14 protein-coding genes and 1 pseudogene are annotated in these 15,452 nt (G+C 34.0%); 6 read left to right on the top strand and 9 right to left on the bottom strand.

Annotated elements, in window-relative coordinates; translation table 11 throughout:
• Positions 1-67: 67 nt before the first annotated feature.
• The 9 genes and pseudogenes from hemF to hemA all read right to left on the bottom strand — a co-directional run bounded on the left by hemF (position 68) and on the right by hemA (position 9,020).
• Positions 68-976, bottom strand: a complete 909-nt coding sequence (hemF, locus tag AC1DVP_RS17865; protein ID WP_477184838.1) for an oxygen-dependent coproporphyrinogen oxidase — start codon at positions 974-976, stop codon at positions 68-70.
• Positions 977-1,074: 98 nt separating this feature from the next.
• Positions 1,075-2,736: an RNA-binding domain-containing protein gene (locus tag AC1DVP_RS17860; protein ID WP_477184837.1), complete on the bottom strand. Its 1,662-nt coding sequence runs from the start codon at positions 2,734-2,736 to the stop codon at positions 1,075-1,077.
• A gap of 130 nt (positions 2,737-2,866) precedes the next feature.
• Positions 2,867-3,244: a hypothetical protein gene (locus tag AC1DVP_RS17855; protein WP_477184836.1), complete on the bottom strand. Its 378-nt coding sequence runs from the start codon at positions 3,242-3,244 to the stop codon at positions 2,867-2,869.
• An 80-nt stretch (positions 3,245-3,324) separates the two neighbouring features.
• Positions 3,325-4,353, bottom strand: a complete 1,029-nt coding sequence (gene hemE, locus AC1DVP_RS17850; RefSeq protein ID WP_477184835.1) for a uroporphyrinogen decarboxylase — start codon at positions 4,351-4,353, stop codon at positions 3,325-3,327.
• 48 nt (positions 4,354-4,401) lie between these two features.
• Positions 4,402-5,064 carry a uroporphyrinogen-III synthase gene (locus AC1DVP_RS17845; RefSeq protein WP_477184834.1) on the bottom strand — a complete coding sequence of 221 codons (663 nt, stop codon included), beginning with the start codon at positions 5,062-5,064 and terminating at the stop codon, positions 4,402-4,404.
• Positions 5,057-6,136, bottom strand: a complete 1,080-nt coding sequence (locus tag AC1DVP_RS17840) for a PDDEXK nuclease domain-containing protein (protein ID WP_477184833.1) — start codon at positions 6,134-6,136, stop codon at positions 5,057-5,059. The genes AC1DVP_RS17845 and AC1DVP_RS17840 overlap by 8 nt, the downstream gene beginning before the upstream one ends.
• A 51-nt stretch (positions 6,137-6,187) precedes the next feature.
• The gene (gene hemC, locus AC1DVP_RS17835; RefSeq protein WP_477184832.1) at positions 6,188-7,114 is read right to left on the bottom strand and encodes a hydroxymethylbilane synthase; all 927 of its coding nucleotides are present in this window, start codon (positions 7,112-7,114) and stop codon (positions 6,188-6,190) included.
• 88 nt (positions 7,115-7,202) lie between these two features.
• Positions 7,203-7,607, bottom strand: a pseudogene (locus tag AC1DVP_RS17830) (GxxExxY protein).
• A gap of 156 nt (positions 7,608-7,763) precedes the next feature.
• Positions 7,764-9,020, bottom strand: a complete 1,257-nt coding sequence (hemA, locus tag AC1DVP_RS17825) for a glutamyl-tRNA reductase (RefSeq protein ID WP_477184831.1) — start codon at positions 9,018-9,020, stop codon at positions 7,764-7,766.
• A 228-nt stretch (positions 9,021-9,248) separates the two neighbouring features.
• Here hemA and AC1DVP_RS17820 point away from each other — a divergent pair, with 228 nt between their 5' ends.
• The 6 genes from AC1DVP_RS17820 to AC1DVP_RS17795 all read left to right on the top strand — a co-directional run bounded on the left by AC1DVP_RS17820 (position 9,249) and on the right by AC1DVP_RS17795 (position 15,450).
• Positions 9,249-10,121: a helix-turn-helix domain-containing protein gene (locus tag AC1DVP_RS17820; protein WP_477184830.1), complete on the top strand. Its 873-nt coding sequence runs from the start codon at positions 9,249-9,251 to the stop codon at positions 10,119-10,121.
• A gap of 101 nt (positions 10,122-10,222) precedes the next feature.
• On the top strand, positions 10,223-11,242 hold the full coding sequence (hemH, locus tag AC1DVP_RS17815) for a ferrochelatase (RefSeq protein ID WP_477184829.1): 1,020 nt from the start codon (positions 10,223-10,225) through the stop codon (positions 11,240-11,242).
• Between the two features lie 96 nt (positions 11,243-11,338).
• Positions 11,339-11,893 (top strand): CopD family protein, encoded by a 555-nt coding sequence (locus AC1DVP_RS17810; protein ID WP_477184828.1) that lies wholly within the window; start codon positions 11,339-11,341, stop codon positions 11,891-11,893.
• 59 nt (positions 11,894-11,952) lie between these two features.
• Positions 11,953-13,368 carry a sensor histidine kinase gene (locus AC1DVP_RS17805; RefSeq protein WP_477184827.1) on the top strand — a complete coding sequence of 472 codons (1,416 nt, stop codon included), beginning with the start codon at positions 11,953-11,955 and terminating at the stop codon, positions 13,366-13,368.
• Between the two features lie 11 nt (positions 13,369-13,379).
• Positions 13,380-14,162: an enoyl-CoA hydratase/isomerase family protein gene (locus AC1DVP_RS17800; protein WP_477184826.1), complete on the top strand. Its 783-nt coding sequence runs from the start codon at positions 13,380-13,382 to the stop codon at positions 14,160-14,162.
• A gap of 169 nt (positions 14,163-14,331) precedes the next feature.
• A complete protein-coding gene (locus AC1DVP_RS17795; protein ID WP_477184825.1) occupies positions 14,332-15,450 on the top strand; it encodes an ATP-binding protein in 1,119 nt (372 codons plus the stop codon).
• Positions 15,451-15,452: the final 2 nt, after the last annotated feature.

Below are 15,452 nucleotides of genomic sequence, written 5' to 3'. Positions count from 1 at the left end.
TAATGACTTCAGAAAATCTGACTCGAGCGATAGCGAACAGACGTAGTAAATCATAAATCGTTAATCATCAATCTGCAATCCAATTTTTTGGGTTTTCTAATACTTTTATTAATTTTTCTTCTTCACTTCCTGCTTCAGGATGATGATCATATACCCATTGTACGTGCGGAGGTAGACTCATCAAGATACTTTCTATTCTTCCATTGGTTTTTAAGCCAAACAAAGTGCCTTTATCGTGCACCAAATTGAATTCTACATAACGGCCACGACGGATTTCCTGCCAGGTTCTTTGTTCTTGGTTATATTCTAAATTTTTTCTTTTTTCGACTATTGGAACGTAGGCTTCGAGGAAACTATTCCCAACTTCGGAAACAAAGTTAAACCAATTTTCCATTGACATTTCGTCCGTTGCTTTGCAATAATCGAAAAACAAACCACCGATTCCACGGGCTTCATTGCGATGTGCGTTCCAAAAATACGAATCACACTGCTTTTTATATTTTGGATAAAACTCTGGATTGTGTTTGTCGCAGGCGGTTTTGCAGGTTTGATGAAAGTGTGCTGCATCTTCTTCAAACAGATAATAAGGTGTTAAATCCTGTCCTCCGCCAAACCATTGCTGAATTACATTTCCGTTATCATCATACATTTCGAAATAACGCCAATTCGCGTGAACCGTTGGCACCATTGGATTTTTTGGATGTAAAACCAAACTCAACCCACAAGCAAAAAAATCGGCTTCGCCTACGCCGAACATTTTTTGCATGGTTTCAGGAAGTTTTCCGTGAACAGCAGAAATGTTTACACCGCCTTTTTCGAAAACTGCTCCGTTTTCGATTACGCGTGTTCGTCCGCCACCGCCTTCTGGGCGATCCCAAAGATCTTCTTTGAATTTGGCTTGACCGTCAACAGCTTCTAATCCTGAAACGATTGTGTTTTGGAGGTTTTGTATGTATTGGTAAAATTTATTTTTCATTAAAAATTTCTTAGTAATTCAAGTATTTAAAAGCGTTTAAAATGTCTAAAAAGTATTTAAAAGTGTCTAAAAAGTGTCTAAAAAGTATTTAAAAGTGTCTAAATTATTTCCCAATAATATCCTGGAAGACATTGTATTTTGCCTTCTTTTCCTAAAGCAGAGAGAAAATTTGTAACTTTTTTTTTCTTTTTCTCATCCGAAAGAACTGCTGACAATTTTGGAATAATTAAAATATCAATTGCTTTTCTTTTTGTTTTTCCAAATTTTTTTAAATATTCGAGAATCATATCTTTGAAATGAGAGTCATCAAAACTACGATTAGCAAGATATTCCGCTTTTAAATCTTCATCATTAGTAGATTCGATAATATTATAAGATAAATATATATTTGGTCTTCTACCTTCAATACATTTTAGCTTTTTTAGATACTTAAATTCATCTTCTGAAATTTCTTTATGTTTCTGAACTTTGTCCAACAAAATGATTTCGTCTAAACCTAAATCTGAATTTTGAATAATAATTTTGGCAAAATTTTCATCTAGGATTTTACCCGTTATTGTTACCTTAACTTTAGTATCTTCAAAATTAAAATCAGGCAAAGGGAAGAAGCGTTCTTTTTGAAAGTTAAATATTTTTCGGATTCCACCACCCTGAGTTTCAATCATATCCAAGTTTTTCATTGCTTCAACCAAAAATGGATTTCGATATATTTCTTCAGGAGTATCTTTTAATACTACATCTTCGACCGATTTTGGCAAAAAAGAACCATAATTAGAAAAAACCAAATGATCATCTTCAAATTCAACAACATTAATTCTCGCTCCTTTTGAGTAATCTTGGTGGGCAATAGCATTATTTAATGACTCTCTTATATTAAATGGTTCGTATCTTAAAACTTCATCAGGGAATAGTGTACCATCTCGTAAATAACGGTATTTAAGATTTCTAATTTTTTTATAAACTTCATCAACAGATAATATAAATGGAATTGAAAATATTTCAAAATCCTTGTCCTGATTGTCAATAGTCTTTAGATTCCACCTGATTTTTACTGTGGAGTTTAGAAAATGTTCCGATTCATCTTTTCCTAAAAGAATTAAAGCTGTTCTAGTTATTTTTCCTTTAATGGTAAGTTTTGCTTTATTTAAAAAATCGACATCATTCCAATTATCAACATCATCTGTATATTTAGGATTCCTTTTTTTGTATTCTAATCTAGCCTTTTCAATTGCATTTTTATCTAAATCATTAATAGTTGCTTCACTAATAATTACTTTAGTCCAATCTTCATTAACCTGAATCTGAGTTAATATGGCATCTAACCTTGCCTTAGTCATTTCAACTAAATTATCATCAATTCTTTGCCAAGTTTTTTTATGAGCATAAACTGGCAATCGAAATTGATGCTTAGGAATGTGAAAAACCCAAACTGTTTTATTAGTGTCTGATGTAATGAATTCTTGAACTCGAAAAAGATCTGGATTTAAATTTGGACAGTTTCCAATTACCCTATACTTAATATTCTCAATAGAATAATCGGCAAATTCCTGGATTCCTACAACAAAATGCGTTTGATCTTGAATTCCAATTACCAAATTTCCTCCTTGCATATTGGCTATTGCAGAAATATACGAAATAATATCATCACCTGCTCTTCCTGAAACTGCACTTTTTAAGGACTTAAATTCTTTCCACTCACATTTTTCATTTTCACGTGGGTAATCAGTTTTTAAGAGATTTTGTAATTCTTTTTCAGTCATTTAAATCATTATTTAAGTGTAATTATCATTACAAATATAGAAAAGCAAATTTAGTTTTCAATTCAATAGATTTTTTTACAGATTCAGTTTAGAAGGTTTTGTATGTATTGCTAAAATTTATCTTTCATTATTAATTTGCTTTCAAAGCAGCTAACTTATTTAAAATCCCAAACGAAAAAACTTTGCTTTCTTTTTGAATGTAATTATAAATGGCAATGGCTTTTCCTTTAAAATCAAATTGCTTTCCCTTTGAAAAAGCGACCAAAAAATCAGCAAATAATTCCAACTGACTCCAATCCAAATGAAGTTGTTGTAAATGAACAATCAATTCCTCTTCTTCAAATTTTTGCAGACTTTCGACATCCATCGCCAAGTCTTTTAATTCATTTTCCAAAAGCAAAAGATCTTCTAGATTCCAAAACTTAGGCACATAAACCAATGACATCAGCTTCTTGAGCACGTTGTCAATGCGAATACTTTCCTGGTCTCTTAAGCCTTTGTTTAGCATTTTTATTAGTTGTTCGTTGCTAGCTGTTAGTTGACAGTCATTAATGGTTTCTCCAACAACTATCAACTAACAACCGTAAACTATTTATTTTCGTATTCCTTAACAGCATCCACAAAAGCTTTGGCGTGGTCTACAGGGATATTCGGTAAAATTCCGTGACCTAAATTCACTATATATTTATCTTTTCCAAATTCGTCGATCATTTCGTGTACCATTTTTTTGATGGTTGGAATTGGTGAAAGCAATCTTGAAGGGTCAAAATTTCCCTGTAAAGTTACATTTCCACCTGACAAATAACGGGCATTTCTAGCTGAACACGTCCAATCTACACCAAGTGCCGAAGCCTTGCTTTTTCCCATTTCATTAAGGGCAAACCAACATCCTTTTCCGAAAACAATAACTGGAGTAACCTCAGCCAATGCTTCAACAATTTGGTTGATGTATTTCCATGAGAATTCCTGATAATCAACAGGAGAAAGCATTCCGCCCCAAGAATCAAAAATCTGAACGGCATTTACTCCTGCTTTTACTTTTTCCTTTAAGTATAAAATAGTGGTGTCGGTGATTTTTTGTAATAAAGTATGCGCCGCTACTGGGTTTGAAAAACAAAAACCTTTGGCAGTATCAAAACTTTTTGAACCTTTACCTTCAACAGCATAACAGAAAATTGTCCATGGAGAACCTGCAAAACCTATCAAAGGCACCTCATCATTCAGCATTTCTTTGGTCAGTTTCACTGCATCAAAAACATAACCTAGAGTTTCATTTACATCCGGAACATAAACTTGGTTTACCTGTTCCATCGTACGAATTGGATTTGGAATAATCGGTCCCAAATTGTCTTTCAATTCTACGTGAATTCCCATCGCTCTTGGCACTACCAAAATATCCGAAAATAAAATCGCGGCATCAGGCCCGATAATACGAATGGGCTGTACTGTAATTTCTGCAGCCAATTCTGGTGTTTCACAACGAGTAAAAAAATCATATTTATCACGTAAAGCTCTAAATTCTGGCAAATATCTTCCCGCTTGACGCATCATCCAAACTGGTGGGCGCTGTACTGTTTCTCCTTTTAGCGCTTTTAAAAATAGGTCGTTCTTAATCATTGTTTTTTATTGCTTTAGGCTTAAGTTTTAGACTTTAAGCTATTGATTTTATTTATATTCTTCGATTACTGATTCTATAACATCTTCAACTGTGGGTTGGTCTGCTATGATGATATTTTGTGCTTTATTTTCTAATGCCGATGCAGTGGTTTCGCCAATGCAAAAGCAAATTTCTTTTTTGATGGTATTCTCTTTTAAATAGCTTTGTACAGCTGAAGGGCTGAAAAACAAAATTCCGTCAACAAGGCTCTTTATTTTATGTGGTGTCAATGCTGTTTCATAAACTTCAATTTCATTAAAAACTACAGCAGCATCTTTCAGGGCATTTGGCAATGTGTCTCTTCGAAGATTTCCACAAAAGAAAGTAAAACTTTCCGATTTGTAAATTAAAGTAATGATTTCGGCCAAATCTGATGCATAACCAGTATACGCAATGACTTCAAAACCGTTTTCGGCCAATAACGTTTTAGTTTTTAATCCAACACAGTATACTTTTTTAGTTTTTAATTTTTCTAAATCTGGGTGCAGCAAAATACTTTCAACGGCATTTTGACTGCTGAAAATTAAGCTTTCGTTTGTGTTTTTTAAATCAAAAGATTTAATTTTGGTTGAAATGAAATCCGCTTCATTTATTGAAAAACCATTATCTAATAAGACTTGCTTTTGATAATTCAAAAGTATTTTTGTAGATAGAATGCTGATATTACTCATTTTTATTCTTTGTTTTTGTTTCAGGAATTAAAATGCGTTGAAACTCTTCTGAAGTTGGTAATTTCCCAATTAATTCTTTTGGCAATTGTTTGCTTAAACAATATTCTGATACTCCTATTGGTTTATTTGCATTTCGTAATGTATATTCCACTTCTAGATGATTTTTGTCTGGGACTAGCAAAATCCCTATACTAGGCTGATCATCTAACTGTTTCAATTGCTCATCCATTAATTGCAGATAAAAATCAAGTTTTCCAACAAATTCGGGTTCAAATTCAACCACTTTCAATTCTACAGCCACCAAACATTTTAATATTCTATGATAAAAAAGCAAATCGATATAATAATCTTTATCGCCTAATGAAAGTTGGTATTGGTTTCCAATAAAACAAAAACCATAACCTAATTCCAGCATTAACCGCTTTACTTTTTCCACCATTGAGTTTTCTAATTCCCTTTCGGTAACTGATTTGTTTATGTCCAAAAAATCGAGACTGTAAACACTTTTAATGCTTTCCCTCGCCTGTTCCTGAAAATGTTCCGGCAAAGCTTTTGCAAAATTATGCTGTGATGGTTTCAATTTATAATGCTCGTAAGCATTTGCTTTAATTTGATGTAATAAAACCGCTCGACTGTATCTGTTTTTGATAGTTTGTTCTAAATAAAATATCCTGGCTTTTGGCTCTTTTACCTTTTGAAGAATTAAAACATTGTGCTGCCAAGGCGTTGTAGCAATAAGTTTCTTTACATATTGCAAATGTGAATCAGGCTGATTCACATTTGAATATTCCGCGACTAATTGCTTCATAAACTGAAGATTTCTGGGTGACCAGCTCACTCCTTCGCCAATTAACTGTGGTAAATCTCGACTCAATAATAAAATAACCGATTTCCCCCAACCAAATTCTAATTGCTTCCTTATAATCAATTCACCAATATTCCAATACAGTTGGTTGGAAATCGTTTGCACAGACTGAATCGCCTTCACTCGATGCTCTTGCACAGCAGTAGCCACATCCGAAAGAAATTCGTTGTAAGCATCTGGCGAAATGTCTTTATTCAATTGTGTCATATAACTGCCTCAATTACTGATTCAACTTGATTTTAGAAATTTAAAAGTAGTTTATTTCTTCAAACTTTCCTTAATAGTTTTCATCAGTTCCACTCCTCCATTTTTCAGAATTTCTTTGGCACAATTGAAGCCTAATTTTTTCCATTCTTCAACTGGTACAATTTTTTCGATTTCCAATTTTTCTTTTCCGTCAATAGACAGCAAAATACCTTTGAAAGTAAAAGTATCTTCCAGCTCACAATAGGTTGCCAATGCTCCAATAGGTGCTGTACAACCGCCTTCTAGAATTTTTAGAAATTGTCTTTCTATATGTGTGCAAATTTCTGTTTCGATATCATTGAGCTGAGAAACGGCATCAAGTATATAATCATCATTGCCCATAGCCACAACAACCATTGCCCCTTGTGCTGGTGCAGGAATCATCCAATCTAAATTGATAAAATCCATCGGTTTCAAGTTGATTCTTTCCAAACCTGCGGCAGCAAAAACGGCTCCGTTCCAGTCATTATCGTTTAGTTTCTGCATTCGGGTATTTACGTTTCCACGCAAATCGACTACATTATGATTGGGATATTTGTTGAGCCACATCGCCTGACGGCGTAAGCTTCCTGTAGCAATAGTTCCAATTCCTTCAAGAAAATCAAGATTTCCTTTGTGAACCAAAATGTCCAAAGTATTGGCTCTTTCTAGAACTGCCGCTTGAACAATTCCAATTGGTAGAGCTGTTGGTACATCTTTCATCGAATGCACTGCAATATCAACTTGGCCGTTAATCATTGCAATGTCCAATGTTTTGGTAAAAATCCCAGTGATTCCGAGTTCGTACAGCGGTTTGTCAAGTATGATGTCACCTTCCGATTTTACGGCAATAATTTCCGTTTTATATCCTAAATCGTTTAGCTTTTTTTCTACAGTGTGGGCTTGCCATAACGCGAGTTCGCTGTCACGGGTTCCAATACGTATTGTTTTATTTGCCATTTTAATTATTTAAAATCAAGATTTTACTTTTTTAACCATTAAGACATTAAGATTCATTAAGGTAGTCTATGAATTTTTAAGAAAGAAATTAATCTTTTAATCTTGAAAAAAACTCATTTACAAGTGGTTTCATTGATTTTGTTATGTTTAGAGTGTTAAAATTAATCAATAATCCTTGAGGTCTTTGTAACAATTTCATATATGTAAGTAATTGTGCTTCGTGAATTGGCAAAAGGTTTTCTATCGCTTTTAATTCAACAACTATACAGTCATTCACAAGTAAATCAATTCTTAAATCAGATTCTAATTCAAGGTTGTAATAATCTATTTTAACAACCAATTGTTGTTTAACATCATATCCGTTTTATTCTAATTCATATTTAAGGCATTGCTCATAAATGCTTTCTAAAAGTCCAGGTCCTAAAGCTTTATGCACTTTTATAGCAAAACCTGTAATTTCATAAGCTAATTGCGTAACCTCCTTTTTTGTCATAGAACATTTTTTATTTTTCTACCATTAAGATATTAAGTTTATTAAGGCTGTTTAAAAATATTAAGACTTAATTTTTCTTAATCTCATAATGGTTCATTTTTTGCATTAAGTTTTTAAAATACAAAGCTTAATTCTCTTAATATCTTAATGGTAAAATTATTTAGCAGTCGTTTCTATCTGAAAAACTTTTTCGATCCAATCGATGCTCTCATCTACCATTGTGTCTTCATTTTTTAGATGATTGGCAAAATGGGTTGTGATTTTTTGGATAATTCGGGAGCTGATAATTTCGGCTTGTTCTTCATTAAAGTTGGATATTTTTTTACTTTGAAAATCCAATTCCGAATTTTTAATCGTGTTTAGCTTCTCTTTCAAAGCGTTGATCGTTGGCGCAAACTTTCTGATTTTTGTCCAGGCGATAAATTCATCCTTTATTTCTTCAATAATAGCCTCTGCTGCGGGGATATGGGCTTTTCTGTTTTCCAATGTCTCATCTGTCATCTGCGACAAATGATCCATGTGAATTAAAGTAACGCCTTCAAGGTCTTTGACGTTTTCATTCACATTTTTTGGGATTGATAAATCCAAAATCAGCAATGGTTTTTTTAAATTTAGGATGGCTTTGTCAATCGTAGGATTTTGAGCACCAGTTGCCACCACCACTACATCCGCTTTTTGAAGTTCAAGATGCAGTTCCGAATAATCCTTAACAATCAGATTCAATTTTCCAGCCAATTTTTCGGCTTTGTCTTTGGTTCTGTTGATTAAAGTGATGTGTTCGTTTTTAGTATGTTTTACTAAATTTTCGCAGGTATTTCTTCCTATTTTTCCCGTACCAAAAAGTAAAATATTTTTATTCCCAATGTCTGGAACGTTCTTGATAATATATTGAACCGATGCAAAAGATACCGAAGTGGCACCTGAACTGATTTCGGTTTCGTTTTTAATTTTTTTGCTGGATTGTATCACTGCATTCACCAATCGTTCCATAAAAGCGTTAGCCAAGCCCATTGCTTTCGCTTCAGCAAAACCATTTCGAATCTGGCTGATGATTTCAAAATCGCCTAGAATTTGGCTGTCCAAACCTGTTCCTACTCGGAATAAATGAGAAATAGCCTCTTGATTCTTGAAAACATAGGCTACTTTTTGAAAATCTTCGACAGTACCGTTGCTGTTCTCGCAAAGCAATTTTATTAATTGAAAAGGGTGCTCGGCATAACCGTAGATTTCAGTTCTGTTACAGGTTGAAGTTACAAAAAGACTTTGAATTCCTTCATTTTTGGCTTGTTCGAGCAGACGCGTTTTGGCTATAGTGTCTAAACTAAATTTACCTCTTATCTCGGCATCAGCTTTCTTATAGCTTAGGCCAATTGAGTAAAAATAGTGATGCTTCGAAACGTTATAATTTTCCATATATTCACTTTCACATAAAGTATTACAAAACTATTACTATCATTTCTATAAAAGTAACGCTAAAAGTTCTTTTTGTGTCGCTGTATGCTTTTTTGGATTTAATTCGTTATTTTATAATAAAAACTGTTATTTTTGTGGCATTATCAAGGGACATTTTCAAACTTGTTTAGAGTGATTCTAAATAAATGTTTTCAATAAAAGTCATTTTTTAATTAAAAAAATATCGCTATGGGTTCACAAGAAATTATAACTATTGAAGATGATTTCACGCTGATTCGTTTTCAAAATGACAGTGAAGTGCCTTTTCAGGCACAGCATGAGGTCAGCAGCGGATTGATTCAATTTCACTTTGGACTAAAAGGAAGTGCTAAATTCATCTTCAATCAAGGCAATTATGCTTTGGAACTGAAAGAAGAAAAATCTTTACTTTTATACAATCCTCAAAAAGAACTGCCGTTAAATCTGGAATTGGCTCCAAGCTCTTGGGTGATTTCAGTAATTATTTCGATCAAAAAATTCCACGCCTTGTTTTCAAATGAAGCCAATTATATTACTTTTTTGAGCGATGACAATCGGGACAAAAAATACTATAAGGAAGATGATATCAGTCCGTCGATGGCAATTGTACTAACACAATTGTTTCACTACAGCCTGCATCCTTCCATCAAAAATTTATATTACAAAGGAAAAGGCTATGAATTATTGAGTTTGTATTTTAACCGAACCGAGGATCCAAATGCTGAGCAATGCCCTTTCCTGATTGATGAAGACAATGTCCTGAAAATTAAAAAAGCCAAAGAAATCATCATTGCCAATATGGCCGAACCACCAGGATTGCAAGAACTGGCAGACGAAATAGGTTTGACGCTCAAAAAACTCAAAATGGGTTTCAAACAAATTTATGGTGATACTGTATATGGTTTTCTGTTTGATTATAAAATGGATTATGCCCGAAAATTATTGGACAGTGGCTCTTATAATGTAAACGAAGTTGGCTTAAAAATTGGCTACAGCACCGGAAGCCATTTTATCGCTGCTTTCAAAAAGAAATTTGGAACCACTCCAAAAAAATATCTGATGTCAATAAACTCCAATGTCTAAAGCACTATTGTTTTTAGATATTAAAACATAATAAAAAAATAACATTTATCATATTCCCAAAAAGTTGCTTTCTATACTTTTGGCAAAAACTAAACCTATATATGAAAGGCGTATTATTAGTAAATTTAGGCTCACCTGAAAGCCCGCAGACAAAAGACGTAAAACCTTATTTAGACGAATTTTTAATGGATAAATACGTTATTGACGTTCCATATTTACTGCGTGCCTTGCTGGTTCGCGGCATCATCTTGAGAAAACGCCCGGAAGAATCAGCTCACGCTTATCAGAAAATTTGGTGGGAAGAAGGTTCTCCATTAGTTGTCCTTTCGGAAAGAATGCATAAAAAAGTACAGCCTTTAGTAGATGTTCCTGTGGCGCTGGCCATGCGTTATGGTTCAATGAATATTGAAAAGGGACTGCAGGAACTACACAGCCAAGGAGTAGATGAAGTTTTGCTTTTTCCTTTATATCCGCAATATGCTATGGCTTCTACTTTAACTATTTTGGTCAAAGCCGAAGAAATCCGCAAGAAGAAATTTCCAAATATGAAATTCACTGATGTTCCTGCGTTTTACAACAAACCCGATTATATAAAAAACTTAGCTGACTCAATTCAGAAGCATTTATCCGGATTTGAATACGACCATTTACTGTTCTCCTATCACGGAATTCCGGAGCGTCATATCCGCAAAACCGATATAACCAAATCACACTGCAAAATTGATGGATCCTGTTGCAACACGCCATCGCCAGCACATGATTTTTGCTACCGCCATCAATGCTACGAAACAACCAGACAAGTGGTTAAACTGTTAAATCTTCCAGAAGACAAATACAGTCTAACTTTTCAGTCCAGATTAGCAGGAGATAAATGGCTGGAGCCTTATACTGATATCGAAATTGATAAAATGCCCAAAAAAGGAATTAAAAATCTGGCTGTTGTAACTCCGGCTTTTGTTTCGGATTGCCTGGAAACCCTTGAAGAAATTGCAATGCGTGCCAAAGAAGATTTTCAAGCAAAAGGAGGTGAAAATTTCTTGGCCATTCCTTGCTTGAATGACGATGATGAATGGTGTGAAACGGTTGGCAATTGGATTAATGATTGGGTAAAAAGATTGTAGATTTTTCATTTCTAGGATATAGTCATCTGAAATCTAAAATCATTGAATGTAACTAAATCTTAAGTCAAAATTCGTTAATCTAAAATCATAAATCTGATGGAATATTATAACTACCTAAAATCCCTGCACCTTATCTTTGTAATCACTTGGTTCGCCGGGCTTTTTTATATTGTCCGTTTGTTTGTGTATCAAATAGAAGCTGCCGACAAACCTTCGCCGGAAAAAGAAATCCTGCAAAAGCAATACAAAATAATGACCTACCGCTTGTGGTACATTATCACTTGGCCAAGCGCTGTCTTGGCTAGTATTTTTGCGTTTTGGATGCTGTTTTTTACTCCAATGGGCAATGCTTGGTTACAAATGCCGTGGATGCATGTAAAACTTGGCTTTGTTTTTGTGCTATATTTATATCATTTAAAATGCCAGCAGATTTTCAGTCAACTGCAGAGAGATGAGGTCAAATACACTACTAATTTTATGCGTTTGTGGAATGAAATAGCCACTATCATATTATTTGCAGTCGTTTTTTTAGTCATTTTAAAAAATKCAGTAAATTGGATTTACGGCGTAATCGGGATTTTTATATTTTCGATTACTATCATGCTCGGTTTTAAATTTTACAAAAAAATTAGGGAGAAAAACAATTCATAATCATGTCTAAAAGTTTTAAGATTCCATTAATTTCATTACGTTTTAGAATCTTCATTTCAATGATTATACTAATCATTGCCACCTCTCTTTTACTCATAACCATTTCCATCATTCAGTATAAAAATGTCGCCAAGAAATACAATCAACGGCGAATAGAAGGCATGGAAATGTATGTAAAAAAGCATATTGACTATATGCTTTCTACAACAGATTATCCATTAACCGATGATAATATCAAGTTAATTTTCAAAGATAAAATCCACGAAATATCAGATATTCAAAATACAGAAATACAAATTTACTCCTTAAATGGAAAACTGATAAAATCATCAAAAGAATCATTTTCGGTTGAAAAATATTCCCCAACAGTCTCAAAATTCATCCTTCGATTAGTCAATTCCTCAATTGATAAAAGATTTCTTGAAGTTAAAACCGTTAATGGAATAAAATATCGGTCTTCTTATAGTTTGATAAAAAACAAAAAATTCAAGCCCATTGCCATTCTAAAATTACCCAATATTCCTGATGATGGCTATTACGAAAAAGAATTGAACAGTTTTTTAATCCGTTTGGTGCAAGTCTATTCGCTAATGATAGCAATAGCATTTGGATTGGCTTACATACTGTCTTCCTTTATTACCAAACCCATCTATGATTTTGCCGAAAAATTAAGAGAGACGAGCTTGAACCAAAAGAATGAAAAAATTCCGTTTTCGGCAAAGATTAAAGAAATCAACATGCTGTTGCTTGCCTACAACAGAATGACCGAAGAACTCGAGAGAAACGCTATTGTACTGGCTCAAAACGAGCGGGATTTAGCTTGGAGAGAAATGGCTAAGCAAGTCGCTCATGAAATCAAGAATCCGCTTACGCCAATGCGTCTTACTATTCAAAGTTTTCAGCGAAAATTCAGCCCTGAAGATCCAAATATCAAACAAAAATTAAATGATTTTTCTGAATCGCTAATACAGCAGATTGACACGATGAGTACCGTAGCATCTGCCTTTTCAGATTTCGCCTCTATGCCAGCCCAGCAAAATGAACTGCTGAATGTTGTAGAAGTGATAGAACTTACTTTGGATATTTTTCATGAAGATTACATCGTTTTCGAATGTTCTGAAAAAGAGATTATTTCCAAAATTGATCGGGCACAGCTCATTCGGATTATCACAAATTTGGTTAAAAATGCAATGCAGGCAATTCCCGATGATCAGGAAACTAAAATGATATTGGTAACTATAAAAAAAGAAAAAAATCAAGTTATCATTATTATAAAAGACAATGGAACAGGAATAAATCCAGAACATATTGACAATATTTTTGAACCCAAATTTACTACCAAAAACAGCGGAATGGGTTTAGGACTTGGAATTATAAAAAACATTATAGAAAACTACAACGGAACAATTACCTTTGAAACTAAATTTGGAAGAGGAACTATTTTTACGGTTACCCTCCCCATAATTAACTCCTAAAAACAAACTCCATGAACTACGACAATCTTTTAATTACAATAGAAAACAGCATTGCAACTGTTGTAATCAATAGACCAGCCAAGCTAAATGCCTTGAATATTGCAACTATAAATGATTTGCATAAAGCCATTAAGGTGTTGGGCAAAAACAAAGAAATTCAAGTTATTATACTCACAGGAAGCGGGGATAAAGCGTTTGTAGCCGGTGCCGATATTTCAGAATTTGCTCATTTCACTATTGAAGAAGGAACGCAGCTGGCTTTTCAAGGACAAGAATTGCTTTTTAACTATATAGAAAATCTAAAAACACCTGTCATTGCAACCATCAATGGATTTGCTTTGGGCGGCGGATTAGAACTTGCCATGGCCTGCCATATCAGAATCGCTTCTGATAATGCCAAAATGGGACTTCCAGAAGTTTCTCTTGGCGTAATTCCAGGATATGGAGGAACACAGCGCTTACCGCAATTAGTGGGGAAAGGCCGTGCAATGGAAATGATAATGACAGCCGGAATGATTACCGCCGATGAAGCCAAACAATACGGCTTAGTAAATCACGCAGTACCCCAAGCCGAACTAATCGAATTTGCTAACTCTATTGCTCAAAAAATTATAAAAAACTCTCCTTTTGCAATTGGCAGAGCGATAAAATCTATCAATGCTAATTTTGCTGAAGGCAAAAACGGCTATGAAACTGAGATAAAAAACTTCGGGCGCTGTTTTGGGACTGAGGATTTCAACGAAGGAACTAAAGCTTTTTTGGAGAAAAGAAAAGCTGTTTTTAAAGGGAAATAAAAGAATTATTCAGTACTCAGGAGTTAGTATTCAGTTGCCGAACTCATCAAAATCACTTCTTAAAACATCAAATTATTATATTTTTTTGATATTGTAATATCAAATTATTATATTTTTTTGATGTTATAATATCAAATTATTATATATTTGCATTGTAATTGAATGCAAAATGATAAATCGAAGCCCGCAAACAGAAATTGACAGCTTTCTTTTCAAAGGGAAGGCGATATTGGTATTTGGCGCAAGGCAAGTAGGCAAAACTTCCTTGATAAAAAACACGATTAAAAAGCTATCATTTTTGTGGTTCAATGGCGATGAACCCGATACCCAGCTTTTGTTGGAAAACATTACTGCCGACAGATTAAAAGCCTTAGTCGGAGATAATAAAATCATAGTCATTGACGAAGCTCAAATGATTCATAACATTGGTCTACTCATTAAAAGAATGGTCGATAATTATCCCGAAATACAAGTCATTGCTTCTGGAAGCAGTGCTTTTGAATTGGCAGACAAAACCAAGGAATCGATGGTCGGGAGAAAAGAAGAATTACAGCTTTTCCCTTTAAGCTATGGCGAAATGGTCAAACACTCCAATTTTATTGAAGAAACCCGTTTAGTACCTCATCGTTTGGTTTTTGGATATTATCCAGAAGTGGTTACCAGTGTTGGCAAAGAAGAAAAAATTCTCAATGATTTAGTAGAAGGCTTTCTCTATAAAGACATTTTGAACTTGGAAGGTGTAAAAAAATCAGCGACTTTACAGCGATTAGTGCAAATGCTGGCGTATCGAATTGGTAGTGAAATTAGTTATAATTCTCTTGCCAATGACTTAGGAATAAACCGGTTGACGGTTGAAAAATACATTGATATTCTGGAGAAAAACTTCATTATTTTTAGTCTGAATGCTTTTAGCAAAAACCAAGATAACGAACTTAAAAAAGGAAAAAAAATTTATTTCTGGGACAATGGTTTGCGTAATCGAATTATTAAAAATTTTAATCCAATAGAACTTCGCGATGACACTGGTGCGTTATGGGAAAACTTTGTTATCAGCGAGCGCAAGAAAAAATTGGCTTATGAAAATCAATTCAAGGACACGTATTTCTGGAGAAATACCCAACAAGCCGAAATCGATTATTTGGAAGTAAAAAACACCGAAATTGAGGCTTTTGAAATAAAATATAATCCGAATCAAAAAGTGCGGTTTACAAAATCTTTTACAGAAAAGTATCATCCGAAAACAACCCTAGTCATTCATAAAGAAAATTTTTGGGATTATTTACTGTAAAC

This window comes from Flavobacterium sp. P3_A6, assembly GCF_056403035.1.
This window is presented reverse-complemented; position numbering and strand designations above follow the sequence as displayed.